18 protein-coding genes are annotated in these 16,713 nt (G+C 38.6%); all 18 read right to left on the reverse strand.

The features are described 5' to 3' along the window. Positions 1-92 precede the first annotated feature (92 nt). Positions 93-1,427 carry a UDP-N-acetylmuramate--L-alanine ligase gene (gene murC / locus OZ002_RS02360; RefSeq protein WP_002291978.1) on the reverse strand — a complete coding sequence of 445 codons (1,335 nt, stop codon included), beginning with the start codon at positions 1,425-1,427 and terminating at the stop codon, positions 93-95. 130 nt (positions 1,428-1,557) lie between these two features. After that, positions 1,558-2,319 (reverse strand): YdcF family protein, encoded by a 762-nt coding sequence (locus OZ002_RS02365; RefSeq protein ID WP_156248978.1) that lies wholly within the window; start codon positions 2,317-2,319, stop codon positions 1,558-1,560. Between the two features lie 15 nt (positions 2,320-2,334). Then, entirely contained in the window at positions 2,335-2,817 is a 483-nt protein-coding gene (locus OZ002_RS02370; RefSeq protein WP_002331406.1) for a SprT family protein, read from the reverse strand. Positions 2,818-2,836: 19 nt separating this feature from the next. Then, positions 2,837-5,017 carry a Tex family protein gene (locus OZ002_RS02375; protein ID WP_325082836.1) on the reverse strand — a complete coding sequence of 727 codons (2,181 nt, stop codon included), beginning with the start codon at positions 5,015-5,017 and terminating at the stop codon, positions 2,837-2,839. Between the two features lie 143 nt (positions 5,018-5,160). Continuing rightward, the gene (locus tag OZ002_RS02380) at positions 5,161-5,892 is read right to left on the reverse strand and encodes a metallophosphoesterase family protein (protein WP_002331408.1); all 732 of its coding nucleotides are present in this window, start codon (positions 5,890-5,892) and stop codon (positions 5,161-5,163) included. A gap of 68 nt (positions 5,893-5,960) precedes the next feature. Further along, positions 5,961-6,902, reverse strand: coding sequence for an oxygen-dependent tRNA uridine(34) hydroxylase TrhO (gene trhO / locus OZ002_RS02385; RefSeq protein WP_002331409.1), 942 nt, complete (start codon positions 6,900-6,902; stop codon positions 5,961-5,963). Between the two features lie 180 nt (positions 6,903-7,082). Next, positions 7,083-7,451, reverse strand: a complete 369-nt coding sequence (locus OZ002_RS02390) for a VOC family protein (RefSeq protein ID WP_002331411.1) — start codon at positions 7,449-7,451, stop codon at positions 7,083-7,085. A gap of 610 nt (positions 7,452-8,061) precedes the next feature. Continuing rightward, on the reverse strand, positions 8,062-9,453 hold the full coding sequence (locus OZ002_RS02395; RefSeq protein WP_002295194.1) for an L-cystine transporter: 1,392 nt from the start codon (positions 9,451-9,453) through the stop codon (positions 8,062-8,064). Positions 9,454-9,665: 212 nt separating this feature from the next. Continuing rightward, positions 9,666-10,052 (reverse strand): DUF1149 family protein, encoded by a 387-nt coding sequence (locus tag OZ002_RS02400; RefSeq protein WP_002291995.1) that lies wholly within the window; start codon positions 10,050-10,052, stop codon positions 9,666-9,668. Between the two features lie 55 nt (positions 10,053-10,107). Beyond that, a complete protein-coding gene (locus OZ002_RS02405) occupies positions 10,108-10,731 on the reverse strand; it encodes an HAD-IA family hydrolase (protein ID WP_002331413.1) in 624 nt (207 codons plus the stop codon). A 62-nt stretch (positions 10,732-10,793) separates the two neighbouring features. Then, positions 10,794-11,462 (reverse strand): 2,3-bisphosphoglycerate-dependent phosphoglycerate mutase, encoded by a 669-nt coding sequence (locus tag OZ002_RS02410; protein WP_002331414.1) that lies wholly within the window; start codon positions 11,460-11,462, stop codon positions 10,794-10,796. 11 nt (positions 11,463-11,473) lie between these two features. Beyond that, positions 11,474-11,914 carry a hypothetical protein gene (locus OZ002_RS02415; RefSeq protein ID WP_002324957.1) on the reverse strand — a complete coding sequence of 147 codons (441 nt, stop codon included), beginning with the start codon at positions 11,912-11,914 and terminating at the stop codon, positions 11,474-11,476. A gap of 58 nt (positions 11,915-11,972) precedes the next feature. Continuing rightward, entirely contained in the window at positions 11,973-12,644 is a 672-nt protein-coding gene (locus OZ002_RS02420) for a hypothetical protein (RefSeq protein WP_002331416.1), read from the reverse strand. 184 nt (positions 12,645-12,828) lie between these two features. Next, the gene (locus OZ002_RS02425) at positions 12,829-13,227 is read right to left on the reverse strand and encodes a P-II family nitrogen regulator (protein ID WP_002331417.1); all 399 of its coding nucleotides are present in this window, start codon (positions 13,225-13,227) and stop codon (positions 12,829-12,831) included. Next, positions 13,224-13,997 (reverse strand): DUF1538 domain-containing protein, encoded by a 774-nt coding sequence (locus OZ002_RS02430; RefSeq protein WP_016628238.1) that lies wholly within the window; start codon positions 13,995-13,997, stop codon positions 13,224-13,226. Before OZ002_RS02430 ends, OZ002_RS02425 begins: the two co-directional genes overlap by 4 nt. Continuing rightward, the gene (locus OZ002_RS02435) at positions 13,994-14,677 is read right to left on the reverse strand and encodes a DUF1538 domain-containing protein (protein WP_002292009.1); all 684 of its coding nucleotides are present in this window, start codon (positions 14,675-14,677) and stop codon (positions 13,994-13,996) included. Before OZ002_RS02435 ends, OZ002_RS02430 begins: the two co-directional genes overlap by 4 nt. Before the next feature lie 166 nt (positions 14,678-14,843). Continuing rightward, positions 14,844-15,731 carry a carbohydrate ABC transporter permease gene (locus tag OZ002_RS02440; protein ID WP_002289130.1) on the reverse strand — a complete coding sequence of 296 codons (888 nt, stop codon included), beginning with the start codon at positions 15,729-15,731 and terminating at the stop codon, positions 14,844-14,846. Continuing rightward, positions 15,728-16,597, reverse strand: coding sequence for a carbohydrate ABC transporter permease (locus OZ002_RS02445; RefSeq protein ID WP_086294114.1), 870 nt, complete (start codon positions 16,595-16,597; stop codon positions 15,728-15,730). Before OZ002_RS02445 ends, OZ002_RS02440 begins: the two co-directional genes overlap by 4 nt. Positions 16,598-16,713 lie beyond the last annotated feature (116 nt).

The raw sequence follows: 16,713 nt of genomic DNA on the forward strand, positions 1-16,713 counted from the left end.
ACCGTTTATCATAAGTTGCAAAAAAGGGAGCTTGGCAAGATTTTTGCCACTCCCCCTCTTTCTATTTTTATAAGGACACTGCAGTAATTGTATTACAGTACATTTTTCGTCGTGCTGCTTAAAAGTTTTTCATACGCTTGTTCAAATTTTTGAACATCTCCAGCACCCATGAAGATTACTACTGCATCATGATAATCTAACAATGGAGATACATTATTTTCTTTGATGACTTCTCCACCTTTTTTGATTTTCGCTCCAAGGTCTTCGATCTTAACATTTCCTTGTTCTTCCCGAGCCGAACCAAAAATATCGCATAAGTAAACTTTATCAGCTAAATCAAGTGCTTCTGCAAATTCATCCATCAATGCAATCGTACGCGTAAACGTATGGGGTTGGAAAACTGCAATTATTTCTTTATCTGGATATTTTTGGCGTGCGCCATCAATCGTTGCTTTGATCTCTGCAGGGTGATGCGCATAATCATCGACTACGGTCATGTCTGCTACGATCTTTTCACTGAATCGACGTTTTACTCCTGGGAAAGTCAGCATTTCTTCTGCCACTTCTTTCAGATCCAGTTTTTCGAAATAAGCTACTGCAATAACACCTAAAGCATTTAAGATATTGTGTTTACCGAATGCTGGTACAGTGAAGTGCCCAACAAATTCATCCCCATGATAGACATCAAAAGCAGAACCAGAAGTTGTGCGTTCGATGTTTCGTGCTTGGATATCATCGTTTTCTGTGACACCATAATAATAAATCGGCACATCTGCTTCTAATTTGCGTAAATAAGCATCGTCACCATACGCAAAAATAGCTTTTTTCACTTGTCCAGCCATTGTTTGGAAAGCTGTAAATACATCGTCGATACTTGTATAATAATCCGGATGATCAAAATCGATATTGGTCATGATTGCATAGTCTGGTGAATAGGCAAGGAAATGACGGCGATATTCACAGGCCTCAAATGAAAAGAATTCCGCTTGCGGATCACCATGTCCTGTTCCATCTCCAATTAGATAACTTGTTGGACGGACACCACTCAATACATGAGAGAGCAGTCCAGTCGTACTTGTTTTTCCGTGAGAGCCTGTTACAGCGATACTCGTATAGTTTTGGATAAAATGACCAATAAAGTCGTGATAGCGAATCACTTCCAAACCTAATTCTTTTGCTCGCTGGATTTCTTCATGTGAATCAGGAAATGCATTTCCTGCAATGATCGTCATCCCTGGTTTTACATTATCTGCGTTAAATGGCAGAATCGTGATATTTGCTTTTTCTAAATCTCTTTGTGTAAAGAAATATTTTTCAATGTCTGATCCTTGGACATTTAGACCTTGTTCATGTAAAACAAGAGCCAAGGAGCTCATTCCTGAACCTTTGATACCAACAAAATGATACAATTTATTTTGATTTTCCATTTGAATCCTCTTCTCTTATCTAGCGTCCATTCTTTTAGCTATTACATTCAACACGCTCCTCATTATCTTATAAACGATTGAAAATTTCAACCAAATTTATTTGGAAAGGAGGATTCGCTGGCTAAAATGGTCAAGTACGGGAAAAATCCGTTTTTATTGACTCTTTAATTCTGGTGTAAGAAGACCAAACTTCCTCTGATATATCAATGTGAGGAATAAAATCTTTTCCTTTCGGACCATAGCCGTTCTCATCGTCATGGAGTCGTTCCATTTCTCCTAATACTAGCGCATGGAAATATTCCTTAGGCCATTGATGATTCAGTTCTTTTGCTGTAAAGATGATCTCTTCAGAAAAGTGAAGGATTTCCGGCACAAATGGCACAGCATTCGCGAAAATAGTTTGTTCATTTTGCCATACTTTCTCAAAAGTTGCTCGAGTCCTGCGTTGCAGTGTCGGATCATTCATCAATAGGACTTTTTCTGGTACAGCATCTAAGGAATGAAGAATCTCCAGTGAAAAAGTGGCGTTCTCTCCAGAATTTGTAGACTTCGATTCTATCAGGAAAGCCTTATCGGGCAAATCATAGACTTCTTTTAGATACTGACGACAGATTTCACTTTCACTCATGCCTTCTTCAAAATGAAATCCTTGCTTTTCAAAATTCTCATAAAGGATCCTAGTCGCATGCCCCACACCGCCGACCAAAAATAAACGTTCTACTTGACCATTTACATACATTCGTGCTGCTTTATCAGCTAAGATAGGAAGACAGTTTCCAGCTAAAATAAGTGTAGGTGCCGTCAGTTCCTCAAAATTTCCCTCTTCAGGTGCGACTAAAAAATTTAATAGCTGATTCCAGTCTTTTAGATTCCTCTGCTCACTTTTTTCCAAAGGCCTTCCATCCTTTCATCTGATTTTTTGTGCTTCATTAAAGTCTTCTCTTTTTGTCTCAATCCATTTGATTTCCCCATGACATCTTCCACAACGATATTTGCGTACATCGATTCTTCTCTTGCGGTAGATCGTGGCAGAACAATCTTGGCATCGATAATACTCCATCTTTATCTGTTTCTTCGTCAAGGCTGGTGCATAGCGCAACCCTCCTGTTTTTTTCAAAAGATACTTGAAATCCATATCTTTATGCTGATACCCTCTTCCAGCTAGATGAAGATGATAATGGCAAAGTTCATGCTTGATGATTCCTGCAATCGTCTCTTCGTCTGACTCTTCAAATAGCTTCGCATTAAAATCTAAATGATGATCATTTAAATGATAGCGCCCGCCAGTTGTACGTAAGCGTGGATTGAACATTGCTTGGTGCTTGAAAGGAAGCTGGAAGCTTTTTAATGATATCTCTTCTACTAACTGCTGCAGTTCTTCTTGTGTCAATTTTTGTTACTCCTCATTGTTACTCTTCATAAGGGGAAAGCATCGTCAAACTGATTCTGCCTTTTTTCGTATCGACTTGTTCTATCCAAACTGTTACGATATCTCCTACTGACACGACATCTGTAGGATGCTTGACGAATTTTTTGCTGAGTTTCGATATATGGACAAGTCCGTCTTGCTTCACACCGATATCAACAAATGCGCCGAAGTCAATGACATTACGGACCGTTCCAGTCAATTCCATCCCTGGTTTCAAGTCTTCCATACTCAATACATCTGTACGTAATAAGGGCGCTGGCATCTCATCACGCATATCTCGTCCAGGTTGTGTCAGCCCAGCTAAAATATCGGTTAACGTTTCTTCTCCGACTGATAGGCTTTCAGCCAGTTTCTCTACGGATAATCGTGTCAATTTTTCTACTGCTTCTTCTGTACCAAGCTCTTTTTCTGAAAGTTGGACTGAAGTTAATATTTCTTTTGCGATAGAATAACTTTCGGGATGGATACCTGTGTTGTCCAAAATGTTTTTCCCACCAGGGACTCGCAAGAATCCGATTGCTTGTTCATATGCTTTTGGTCCTAAGCGTGGCACTTTTTTCAATTGAGTTCGTGCGGTGAATTCTCCGTTTTCTTCACGATAAATGACAATGTTTTGGGCAGTTGTTTTATTCAATCCTGATATATGCTGCAAGAGCTGCGGGCTTGCTGTATTCACATCCACACCTACTTGGTTAACCGCTGTTTCCACAACAAAATCCAATTGTTCAGCCAAACGTTTTTGAGAAACGTCATGTTGGTACTGGCCTACTCCGACAGCTTTAGGATCGATTTTGACTAATTCAGCTAAAGGATCTTGCAGGCGACGGGCAATAGAAACAGCACTTCTTTCTTCAACTTGTAGATGCGGAAATTCTTTTCGTGCAATTTCGCTAGCGGAGTAAACAGAAGCGCCTGCTTCGTTGACGATAGCGTAATAGGTTTTATGGTCGGCGTATTTCAACTGCTCAGCCACAAAAAGTTCAGATTCCCGACTGGCTGTACCATTTCCGATAGCTACCATATCTACTTGATATTTATTAATTAATTGGATAAAAGCTGGTCCAGCAGCTTCTCTTTTTGCTTTCGCTGCAGGTTTATGAGGATAAATAACTTCGATTGCTAAAACTTTCCCTGTCGCATCTACGACTGCTAGTTTACATCCAGTACGATAAGCCGGATCAAATCCCAGGACAACTTTACCTTTTAGTGGCGGTTGCAACAAAAGATTACGGAGGTTTTCGCCGAAAATAGCGATTGCTTGCTCATCTGCCTTTTCAGTCAATTCATTGCGCAGTTCTCGCTCGATTGCTGGCTGAATAAAGCGTTTATAACTATCCTGATAGGCTTCTCTGACGAATGAAGAAGAAGGAGAGGCAGGATTTTTGACTATTTGGCGATCCAAGTAAGCTAAAATTGCTGCTTCATCTACTTGAAGGAATACTTTCAGAATATCTTCTTTTTCTCCACGATTAGTAGCTAATATTCGATGAGAAACCATTTTATGGACGGGTTCTGCAAAGTCATAATACATTTCATATACGCCTTTTTCATCTGCTTGCTCATCCTTGACATTGCTGACATACATACCTTTGTTATACGTATAAGACCGAATCCAAGTCCGAAATTTTGCATTATCGCTGACTTGTTCAGCAATAATCTCATGAGCACCGTGCAACGCTTCTTCGGCAGAAGAGACTTCTTTTTCTTTGTCAATATATTTTTCTGCTTCAGATTGCACCTCTCCATCTGTAAGCTGCATCAGCCACTTCGCGAGTGGTTCAAGTCCTTTTTCTTTAGCAATCGTTGCTTTTGTCCGTCGTTTTTGTTTGTATGGACGATACAAATCTTCCACTTGTTGCATTTTCACGGCTTGGGTGATTTCTGCTTCTAACTCGGGGGTCAGTTTCCCTTGTTCATCGATTAGCCGAATCACTTCAGTTTTACGTTTTTCTAAGTTTTCAAGATATGCATACCGCTCTTCGATTTCACGAATCTGGACTTCATCAAGACTTCCAGTCATTTCTTTTCGGTAACGCGCGATAAAAGGAACAGTGTTTCCTTCATTTAACAAATTAAGTACAGTAGTCAACTGCTTAGGACGATAGTCTGAAAGCTCTTTTTGTACAAGCTGAATGATCGTCTGGTTCAAATTTTCCGTCATTAAAATGCCTCTTTTCTGCTAAAAATTGCTTCTTTATTCTATCATACTTTTTATCGTGGGTTAAACTACTGAAAGAAACAATATTCTCTATACAAATAAAAAGAGCCGCAACAAAGTCACAGCTCCTTCATTCTTTCCATTAGTCAGATTCCATGCCATGGTCCTTCGTTGTTCTGATATTCAATGTCTTGAAGAATACCTTCCTTGTCAAAAACAACCCCATGCAATGACCCTCCAAATACAGCTCCACCATCCATGCCGATTTTATGATCATGGATCCAGAGGTCTGTTGTCTGCATATCTCCATGGAGCATTGGTGTAATCGTATGTCCAAATACGATTGTCTTACCTGTATTGTTTTTCCCTTCATGAAATGGTTCCCTTATCCAAATAAAGTCTCTTGGACTTGTCTTACGCCAGTCTTTCTTTGTCAAATCCACACCGGCATGGACAAAAAGATAATTTTCCCATTCATAATACAAGGGGCGCTGGACTAAAAATTTAATCAGTTCTGAATATCTCGATTGGATCATCATCGAGATTTCAGTTGGGGAGTATTCCTCCGATGCCCCTGGGTGAAGCAGGCTTTCAAACGTTTCTTTTCCACCATTTCTCATATAAGGCGCATACCAGTCCTCCGGTGATTGCAGAAATTGCAAAAAATATTCTTCATGGTTTCCCCGGAGGTAAATGGCTCCTGTTTCTTCGACTAATTGCTTTCCTAATAAAAAACATTCTTTTGTACGAGGACCTCGATCATTAAGATCCCCTAATAAAACAAGCTGATGGATCTTTGGATCATAATAGTGAATAAGTTTTTCAAAAAGCTCATATTTGCCATGGACATCCCCAATAGCATAAATCAATGATTTCATGTGGATCACCATCCTCAACGCTAGTATAGCGCATATTGGAAATGGTCGACAATCAAAACTATTGTTTTCTATTTAATTAAAGCTGTAAACCGCAGTTCTGCTTCTTCTGGAGAGATTCCATGGTCTTGAACATAGCGATTGCGCGGATGTTTCGCACACTCTATGCTACATGCTCCTAAATGTTTTTCTTCATTTTCAATGGAAGCAAGAATCTGACGATTGCACTCAGGATTGCTACAATTGATATATCGTTCACATGGTGTTCCGTCAAACCAGTCGCGACCGACGATTTGTTTATCTACTTGGTTGATATCGACAGCGATCCGTTCATCAAACACATACATCTTGCCATCCCATAATTCCCCTTTAACTTCAGGATCCTTACCATAAGTAGCAATACCGCCATGAAGCTGTCCGACATCTTTGAATCCTTCACGGACAAGCCAACCAGAAAACTTCTCGCAACGAATGCCACCAGTACAGTAGGTCACTACCCGTTTTTCCATAAATTCTTCTTTGTGCTCGCGGATCCAGTCTGGAAGCTCTCGAAAACTGCGTATATCTGGGCGTACAGCCCCTCGAAAATGTCCCAAGTCATATTCATAATCATTTCGTGCATCAATCACCACTGTCTGTTCATCTAAAATAGCTTCTTTAAATTCTTGCGGTGAAAGATAGGCACCTGTCACTTGGTTTGGATCAATGTCCTCTTCTAGCTTTAAACTTACAAGCTCTGGACGGTATCTTACAAACATCTTCTTAAAGGCATGTCCTTCGCTTGGATCGATCTTGAACATCGTATCAGCAAATCGAGGATCAGCTTTCATTGCTTCCATATAGGCAGTCGTGTTTTCAATAGTTCCAGACACGGTACCATTTATTCCTTCTTCAGCTACTAGAATACGACCTTTAAGATCCAAAGATTTGCAAAAGGCTAAATGATTTTTGGCAAATTCCTCTGGTTCTTCTATTTTTGTATAATTGTAATAAAGCAGTACTTGATAATCCATGTATTTCTTCCTTCCTTCTTTTCGTTCCTAAACAGTATAAAGAAGGCGTTCGCATTTGACGATTTATTTGCTTGTGTATAATTACGCATGGAAAGTTTTTTTGTTTACATAATATTATTATCTGAATTAAAAAGACTTCGCTTTCCTGTTTCGCACAGAAAAACAAAGTCTTTATTTCTATTATTTACCTGTAACCGCAAAGTAGTTGCCATCGGGATCAGCAAAGTTAAAGACATATTCTTCTCCAAGCTGTACCATATCACCTAATGTGACTGATTGCGTCTGCATTTTTTTATATAGTCCAAAGATATCTTTACTGTAAAACATCAAAGATGGGGCACTAGTAGCTGTGCCAGGTGAATGGGACTCAACAAATGCTCGATCATATAACAGAAATGAGGTTTGACTATCTTCAACTCCTACTTCAATTACAAGCGTCCCATCCATTTCTTGACGATCTTTTTCTGCAAAGCCAATTGCTCTCCAAAACGTTGCATTTTTTTCTACATCGTCCACATAAAGCATGATTTTTATTTCATTCGTAAACATCTGTTTCCTCCTAATCGATCTGTTCTAACATTCTCAACTTTGTCAGTTTACCATAGGAAAATGGGAAAATCTACGAAAGCTCTCAACAGAATCGTCCTACTTAAATACGCTTTTCTTTAATAATAAATAAGTTGGTTGTTTTTGTTATTCACGCTTTCACTTTTCGGAATAAATAATATGTGTTTATATGGAATAAATAAAAAAAGAGGTCGTGACTAAAAACAAGTCACAACCTCTGGTAAACGGTGTTCTCCTGACAACTCCTCGGTCACAAGACACAATATTCAACAAACATGAGAAGCTATTTTTTGAAATTGCTCTTTGTGACTCAGAGTGAAACGGCAGGCTCACGACCTCTTTCTTAAACGGTGTTCAAAAGCTTGCATCTGCGGTAATAAGCTCAACCAAACGTAAAATATGAGGAACTATTTTTGTTTGGCTGTTCTTATTACTTGATGCAGGGCAGCTTTTTCACAACCTCTTATTCACGGTGTTTCAGAAGTAGCTTCTCGGAAATAAGCCGAAATTTCACAAAAATTTGAGAAGCTATTTTTAGGAAACTTCTTCTTATTTCTTAAAGCTGACCACTTCTATCACAACCTCTTTTTGACTATGCATTCACATCGATCACTTTAGAATCATCATTGATGACATCGCGATCTAAATCTTTGATGCGTGCACTTGTCACGATACCAGCTACCATGCTACCGCTGACGTTTACTGCTGTGCGTGCCATATCGATTAATGGTTCAACAGAGATAACTAACCCAACGATTGCTACTGGCAAGTTCATTGCCCCTAAAACGATCAGTGAAGCAAATGTTGCGCCCCCACCGACTCCAGCTACACCAAAAGAACTGATTGTTACAATTGCCACAAGCATCAAAATAAATTCCAAACTAAAGACATTCACTCCAGCTGCTGGTGCGACGATCGTTGCCAACATAGCTGGATAAACGCCAGCACAGCCGTTTTGTCCAATAGACAAACCAAAACTTGCTGAGAAATTAGCTGTTGCATCATCTACTCCTAAAGCTTTTGTCTGAGTCTCGATATTCAATGGCAAAGCTCCAGCACTTGAACGTGAAGTAAACGCAAAGCTCAATACCGGAAAGGCTTTTTTGAAATAGTTGATTGGATTGACTTTTGCACCAATCAAAATCAGTGAGTGGACAATCAAAACAGCAAGCAATGCTACGTAAGAAGCAACGACAAATTTACCTAAATTGACGATAGCTGCAAAATCACTTGTTGCCAAAACGTTTGTCATCAAAGCAAATACTCCATAAGGTGTCAAACGCAAAACAAGCGTCACGATCCGCATAATGATTTTATACAAACTGTCGACTAAATCTGAAAAGAATGCTGCTTCTTTTGGCGCTTTTCTTTTCACACCTAGATAAGCGATACCGACAAAGGCTGCAAAAATAACGACTCCAATCGTACTTGTTGCACGACTACCTGCTAAATCAGCAAATACGTTTTTAGGGATAAAGGATAAAATCTGCTGTGGAATCGATAAGTTTTCAACTGTTTCCTGACGTGTTGCCAGTTCAGAGATTCGTGCTGTTTCTGCAGCTCCTTGTGTGAATTTAGCTCCTTGGAGTCCGAACAGCATTGTTGAACCAATTCCGATCAATGCTGCAATAGCTGTTGTTCCAAGTAAAGAAGTCAATACAGTCGCACTAATTTTCCCTAGCTTTTCAGAAACTTTCATTTTTGTGAATGCACCAATGATCGAAATAAACACTAAAGGCATAACTAGCATTTGCAAGAATGATACATATCCTTGACCTACAATCCCGATCCATTCCATGGATTGAGTAACGACTTTGTCGTCTACACCAAAGATCAATTGAAGCAGACCGCCAAAGACGATACCAACTCCTAATGCTGTAAAGACGCGTGTTGAAAATTTTGTATGGCGCTTTTGCATACGATAGAACACATATAATAATGCCGCAAAAACTAGAACCACTAAAACTGTGATGAGTGTTGTCATTTTTCTCCTCCTCATATTATTAATGACAAGTCCATCGAAGGAAGTAAAGGTTCCCGAGAATGATTCTTCAACCATCCTCCTGAAAAAATTTTTTTCAGTGACTTTTATATTTTAGACGATTTTTATCGAAATGACATTCTTTTTGCTTACAATTAGTAATAAAAAAACATACCTGTGATAGCTTTAATCTATCGCAGGTATGTTTTTACTGTCTATTCTTGTTTTTCTGATTGAAAATTCAATTTTACTCCAGGCTGATCTAAGGCGATCTCTGTCACCTCATAAGACATCCGGCGTACGATATCGAATAACGGTGCTACTAGCTCGTCCACTTCTTCTTGTGTGACATCATTTTGACCTTCAATTTTCCGATTGAGGATATGATTGATCTGACTCACACTTCCAGATAAAACATATGTATCAAACACTAAACGGAACTCTAAGCGTGCTCCTACGATGCTATGTTCTTTCGGATAGTTTTCGATCGTTTCTTTTAAAGGCGAGAAGCCCACTTTCAAATCTGTTTCTACTTCTTGGTTCGGCAATCTCATATCATAATGAAATGCTTCTACAACTTCTTTTTGTCTTCTGATTTCCATATAATTTTATCACTCCTTTATGAAAATTATAACATATCTCCTTTGAAAGGGGATACTACTTTTTAATGATGCTCTGCAAGGTAAGGGTTTCATTCAGATTTCCTACCACATAATCTGCCGGGATCTCACCCAGAAAATGATCGATGTCGTAAAGACAAGTAGCGACTCCTGCATTTTTCCCTGCTTCGATATCTAAACGACGATCGCCGATCATCATCGTGTCTGTTCTTTCTAAATGAAAAGTATCGATCAAATAATTTAAAGATGCTGGATCAGGTTTACGAGGAAAGTCCTGATCGATCCCTACTACTTCCTCAATCAGATGTGCCAATCGATGTTCTTTTAACAGGCCCCATGTTGATTCTGTCAAACGATGGGTCAAGATGAAATGACGACCGCCGTTGTCTTTTAGCATTTCCAGTACTTGTTTCGTTTCTGGAAATGGACGGGAAACTTCCGTGCTTTCTTTTTCATATCGGTGAAATAATTCATTAAACTCTTTGGCATTCAAGTTTGATTCATTGATCAAATAACTAGTAGAATATTTTTTCATTTTGAAGTAGATTTCTTTTTTGTCCATACTGATACCAAAATCTTTTAGTGCTTGCCATGCACCATCTACCATTGCGGGATACGTATCAAACAATGTACCATCAAAGTCCCATATATAATTTTTCATGTTCCTTTTGTTCCATTCCTTTGCTTCTTTTTTCTATCTCTCACTTTAGATAAAGGTGTTCTTTAAAGTATTTTTTTGTCCAGAATTGTCAAATCATCTGCTAATGTATACTGGATTGGTTGTGCATTTGGGATATCGATCGTATCCATTTGATCTTCAGGAACATCTTCTAAATATTTTGTCAGTGCTCGGATGCTATTACCATGACCCACAACTAGTAAATCTTGCCGATCTTTTAGTTTTGGTGCTAGATGATCTTGCCATAAGGGAATGATCCGATTCACTGTCATTTCCAGACTTTCTCCGTATGGGATCAAATGCGGGTCCAAGTGATCATATCTGCGGTCAAATCTATTTTCTACGGTTAACGGCGGAACTTCCGTATATCCTCTGCGCCATTTTTTTACTTGATCTTTTCCGTATATTTCTTTCATCTTATCTTTGTTTTTACCCACAAGATCCCCATAATGCCGTTCATTTAGACGCCATGTTTTTATTATAGGAAGCCATAACTGACCCATTTCTTCTAGTGCGACTTGTCCGGTAAGAATCGCACGTTTCAAAACAGAGGTATAAACGGCATCGAATTGAAGGCCAGCTTCAAGCATTTTTTGACCGGCTACTGCTGCTTGTTCTTTTCCTTTTTCTGTTAAGGCGACATCTAGCCATCCTGTCCAGTAATTTTCAAAATTTGCTTCGCTTTCGCCATGACGTAATAATACTAATTTCATTCTTTTCTCCCTTAAACATTCGTTTCGAATTTTATACCACATGTTTTGCATGTCACGCGTATTCGTCCTTTTCCTTTAGGTGCACGCTGCTTTTGATGACAATTCGGGCACTCAAAAAAAGTATAACTTTTTCGATCCATTTTAGCTTGCTTTTTGTTTGTTATCTGATGATATTTTTCTTTGACTCTATCAAGATATTTCAAATAACGTTGATTCTCATTTAGTCTGGGGTAGATTTTTTTTGATAGGAAACGAAATATCATCCATCCGAAAAAGACGATGAACAACAATTGTCCGATTCTATAGGGCAACCAACGACTTAGCAAACTAAAGACAAGCGCAGCAATCAATAGACCGCGATTCAACTGATCAAATTTCGCATATCTTCCCTGCATAAGTTTGTGATAGTTCTGCTGAAATCGTATTAGCCTTTCTAACCATGTTTGCATCATATTATCTCCTCCATCATCTAATATTTATTATGACAAAAAAATCCAAAAAGAAAAAGCCTTAATTGGCCTTTTCCATTGCAACTTGGTGAAGGACATTCCGATTTCTGGTAAAGTCAATCACAATCACTTTCTTTTTATCTTCTCTGTTGACTACTCGAAATGTGTCCGTCAATGGAAGAAATAGCTTCTTAGATGGTAGCTGTTGTATACGTATAAAACGATGGATCATCGTAATCAATTGAGGAAATTGAATAGACGTGTGAAGCAGACCTGGATATTTTTTCAACAGCTGTGTCGTTTTGATCAGATTCCGTTTTTTACTGATCACTTTTAAAAAGCTTTTTAGAATCTTTTGCTGACGTCTAAAAATAGAAAAAGAATTTTCGTCATCTATTTGATAACGCATTTGTTTTTGCAGTTCTGCTGCAGTCAGATGGATCTTCCCATCGTTTGTATCGATCATTAAACCTTCTGGAAACAGTTCAACCACTGCTCGATCCCAAGATTCAAGAGAAAGCTCGATATAATCTTTTACTGGTAATTCCAATTCTACCTTAAAAAAGTGCAAAACAGCCGACAGCCCTTCTGCTTGATAGATTTCTCCTAATGTTAGCCCCTCTAGATGGAACTCTGGTGAAAAATGCAGCAATGTTTTATTTTCCTGCAATTGAACATATAGAAATGTAGATCGCTCAATCAGAGTATCTTTTAAAACAACTAAAAAATTCATTTTTCTCCCCCTTTTTTCATCATTTTTAAAATAGCATATTTTGAAAAGAAAGTCTGATGCTTAGAGTAGAATTTCATAAAAATTTACTATTTCATAAGTATTCACGAGAAAAATACAAACAAAAAAGCGGAAATAACGCTCATCCGCCTTCTTGTTTATGTTTATTTCCTCTTCAAACGCTTGTCTATGATTCAGACTTTTCTCTATCTTTATTTTCATCTAAAAGTTCTTGCATTCCGATAATTTCTCGATATTGATGAATCTTAGTGATACCAATGACTTTGTCTACATCAATACTAAAACAAATACCATTACCTGGAATATCGATGTTGATGCCTTGACCAATCGCATCCATTACTTTATTCGTCAAACTATCGGGTACTAATGTCAACACAATATCTTTTTCTGGCGAAATGTCCAAACCTAAAAATTTCCCTGAATCATGTACACCAGAACCTCTTCCATGTAAGATCGTTCCGCCTGCTGCACCTGCTTCTTTTGAAAAGTCGATAACATCTTCGCCCGTTCCTCCGTCAACGATCGTCACAATCATGTGAAGATTTAATGCTACAAGATCTTTCATTTGCTTTCCCCCAATTTTTGCAATCTTTCTTTTTCGATTCTGTCTTTTTCATCTTTTCGTTTATAAATATATCCTAGTACTAAAGTGGATAATATTGGTGTCAATGCAATCATTGCAACCACACCAAACCCGTCAATGATCGGATCTCTTCCCTCAATTTGTGCAGCGATCGCCACGCTCATTGATAAAATAAATGTCGAACACATCGGACCCGTTGCTACTCCACCGTTGTCAAAAGCCATTGCTAAAAAGATCTTGTCCACTTTTCGTCCTAAAATAAATGCTAGCCCATATCCTGGGATCAAGAAATAATAAAGAGAGAATCCGACGAGCAAACGCCACATAGACAACCCTACTGCTGCGCCAATCCCAATCGAAATCACCATCAGCATGACTTTCGACCGGATCCTTCCTTCACTCAATTCTTCAACCTGTTTGACCATTACATGAATCGCCGGCTCAGCAAACCCTACTAAGAACCCCATTAAAAAGCCAAGGGGAACCAATATATAATTATAGGGCAATCCAGCGATCGTACTGCCTAAATGCTGTCCTACCGGTACATAAGCCATATTGACTCCGTGCAGGAAAAGGATCAACCCAATAGTCGTTATCAAGAAACCTTTCATAATGTCAAAGAAACGCTTTTTGCGCATACGAAAACTAATGATATTCATTAAAACAAATAGGATTACGATAGGTGCCACTGCCAAAATGACTTCCATGGTAACGATTTCGATTCCATCTATCACTTGCTGCCAGAAACTCATTGGAAGATCACCCCCAAAATCATCACGGCAAGAATCGGCCCTAACGAAGCAATACCGACCATTCCAAAACTGTCATTTTCATTTTTCTTTTGTTTGATCATGCTAGTCATCCCTCCGGCAAGGGCCAAAATAAACGGAACAGTTACTGGACCAGTAGTTACTCCGCCCGAATCAAAAGCAATCGGCATAAATTCGGAACTGGTGAAAAATGAGGCGATCAAAACGCCTATGTAGCCTATAGCCATCAATTGATAATAGGATAGCTTGAATACGACCCGAAGTAGCGCAAAGGCTAAAAATACTCCAGTGCCGACGCTGACGATCCCAATCAGCAACACTCTGCCAATCTCTCCGTCAGATATATCATATACTTGTTGTCCCAAAACTTGCACGGAAGGTTCAGCAATCGTGATCACGATCCCGATAGCAAATCCCAAACTGACCAAAACAGCCAAACTTTTCTTTTTGATCATATATTTCCCTACTAGATCTCCGACTTCCATCATAGAATAATCTGCTCCAAACAAAAAGAGCGTCATTCCGATCATCATGATTGCCGCACCAACCAGAAATGAAGCGAGGTCTTCTCCTTCTAACGGTGCAAAAACAAACGTTAAAATGACAATCAGGACAGTCATCGGCAATATAGCAGCAATCACTTCTTTAAAATTTTTTAGCATGTATCCTCCTCCTTTACTTTTTAAGTTTACCTTAAAATGAAAGAGTTTTCGAGCACAAACTTAAAACGTTATCATTTAATTTTTCTCAACATAAAATAACACGCGTCCCAAAAGTATCTTTTTACTTGGAAAAATGACTTTGAAGGAACGCGCTTATTGTGTTTTTTTATTTTACAGAGCCGATCATTCCTTGAACGAATTGCTTTTGCAAAACAAAAAATACGATGGCAGTTGGTAAAGTAGCGATGACTAATCCAGCCATGATCATTCCATAGTCTGGTGTATAGGAAGCACCCATAGCAGATAAAACAAGCGGAACCGTCCGTTTATCAGGAGATTGCAAAGCTACTAAGGGCCATAAATAATTGTTCCAGCTACTCATGAATGTGATGATTGCAGCCGCGGCATAGGTATTTTTAGCCGTCGGCATATACACTCTAAAAAAAATACTTAGTTCTTTTAGACCATCTAATCGAGCGGCTTCTACTAGATCTTTTGGAAAAGATTTAACATTTTGTCGAAAGAAGAAGATCAAAAAAGCAGTGCTAACAGATGGCAGGATGACAACCAAGAAACTGTTGATTCCCAAAACCGTTCCGTTCAATTGTGAAAACATTCGATACAAAGGGATCATCAATGCCGCAAAAGGAACCATCATCGATAGCAGTAGAATATTGAAAATTAGGTCTTTTCGTTTACTTTGATAAATCTCAAATCCATATCCTGCCATTGACGAAATCAGTAATGCAAACACAGTGGTCACCAAAGCGATCATCGCTGAATTCCAAAGGGAACGAGTAAAATTCAGCTCATTGGAAAACAAATTTTGAAAATTGATGATCAAGTTACTGCCAATCTTTATTTTTCCCGATGTGATATCCACGGGTGTATTCGTCATTCCCAAAACCATCCAGACAAAAGGGAAAATGGAAATAAATGATAGGATGCTTAATGCTGTATACTTTAATACTGACCCAATTGTCGAACGAAGTTCTAATGCTTGTTTTTTGACGTTGGGGCGTTCGATTGTTTCTTTTTCTACCATATTTTTCATCGACTTTCTCCTCCTACTTTCGTTTGGATTATCGACAATATCACAATAAAGGAAACAATAACAAAGGAAACTGCTGCCGCATATCCAAAATTAGGCGTGAATTTATAACTCAAATTATAGATGTATTGAGATAGGGTGGTCGTTGCATTTGCTGGTCCCCCGCCAGTAATATTTTGTACTTCATCAAAAAGCTGCAATGTCCCGATCGTCGAAGTAATGGAAGTAAACAAAATGATTGGTTTTAAATTTGGGATCGTCACTTTGATAAACTGCTGCCATTTAGAAGCACCGTCAATAGATGCTGCTTCATAAATCTCCGAATCAATATTTTGCATGCCTGAAAGGAAAAAAATCATATTGTATCCAGTCCAACGCCAAGTGATCGAAAGAATGATCAGAACTCTCGCCCAAATTGGATGAGTCAACCAGCCAATCGGTGTGTCAATCATACCAATGCCCAACAACAAGTTGTTTACAAGGCCAGATTGAGAAAATAGACTTTTCATGATCAGAGAATAACTGACCATCGAAGTGATACATGGAAGAAAGATAGCGGTTCGAAACAACCCTTTATATTTCAGCTTTTTATCATTTAAAAGGTTGGAAATAAAAAGTGCTAGAAACAGCATGATTGGTACTTGAACTAGTAAATACAGGAACGTATTGAAAAAAGCTCTTTTAAAAGTAGCATCTGTCAGCATCCGCTGATAATTACCTAATCCGTTAAATGTCATATTGACAGGGGGACCACTTTGAAAAGACGTGATCAAAGCCAAAACCATCGGAATAAAAACCATGATCGATATCAAAATGACTGGCAAGATTAAAAAAGCATGCCCGTTTTTGAATAAATCTTTCTGCTTCATTCTTTTCCCTCCAATTTCTATCATTGATTATTTAATTGAAAAGACAAGAAAGACAACGTCTGTAAGGCAGCCGCCATCTTTTTTGTCTTTTCGGTTGTTTGATGAAAAAGCGAAGA

It is taken from the genome of Enterococcus sp. E4-150, assembly GCF_035726465.1.
Classification (GTDB): Bacteria; Bacillota; Bacilli; order Lactobacillales; family Enterococcaceae; genus Enterococcus_B; species Enterococcus_B faecium.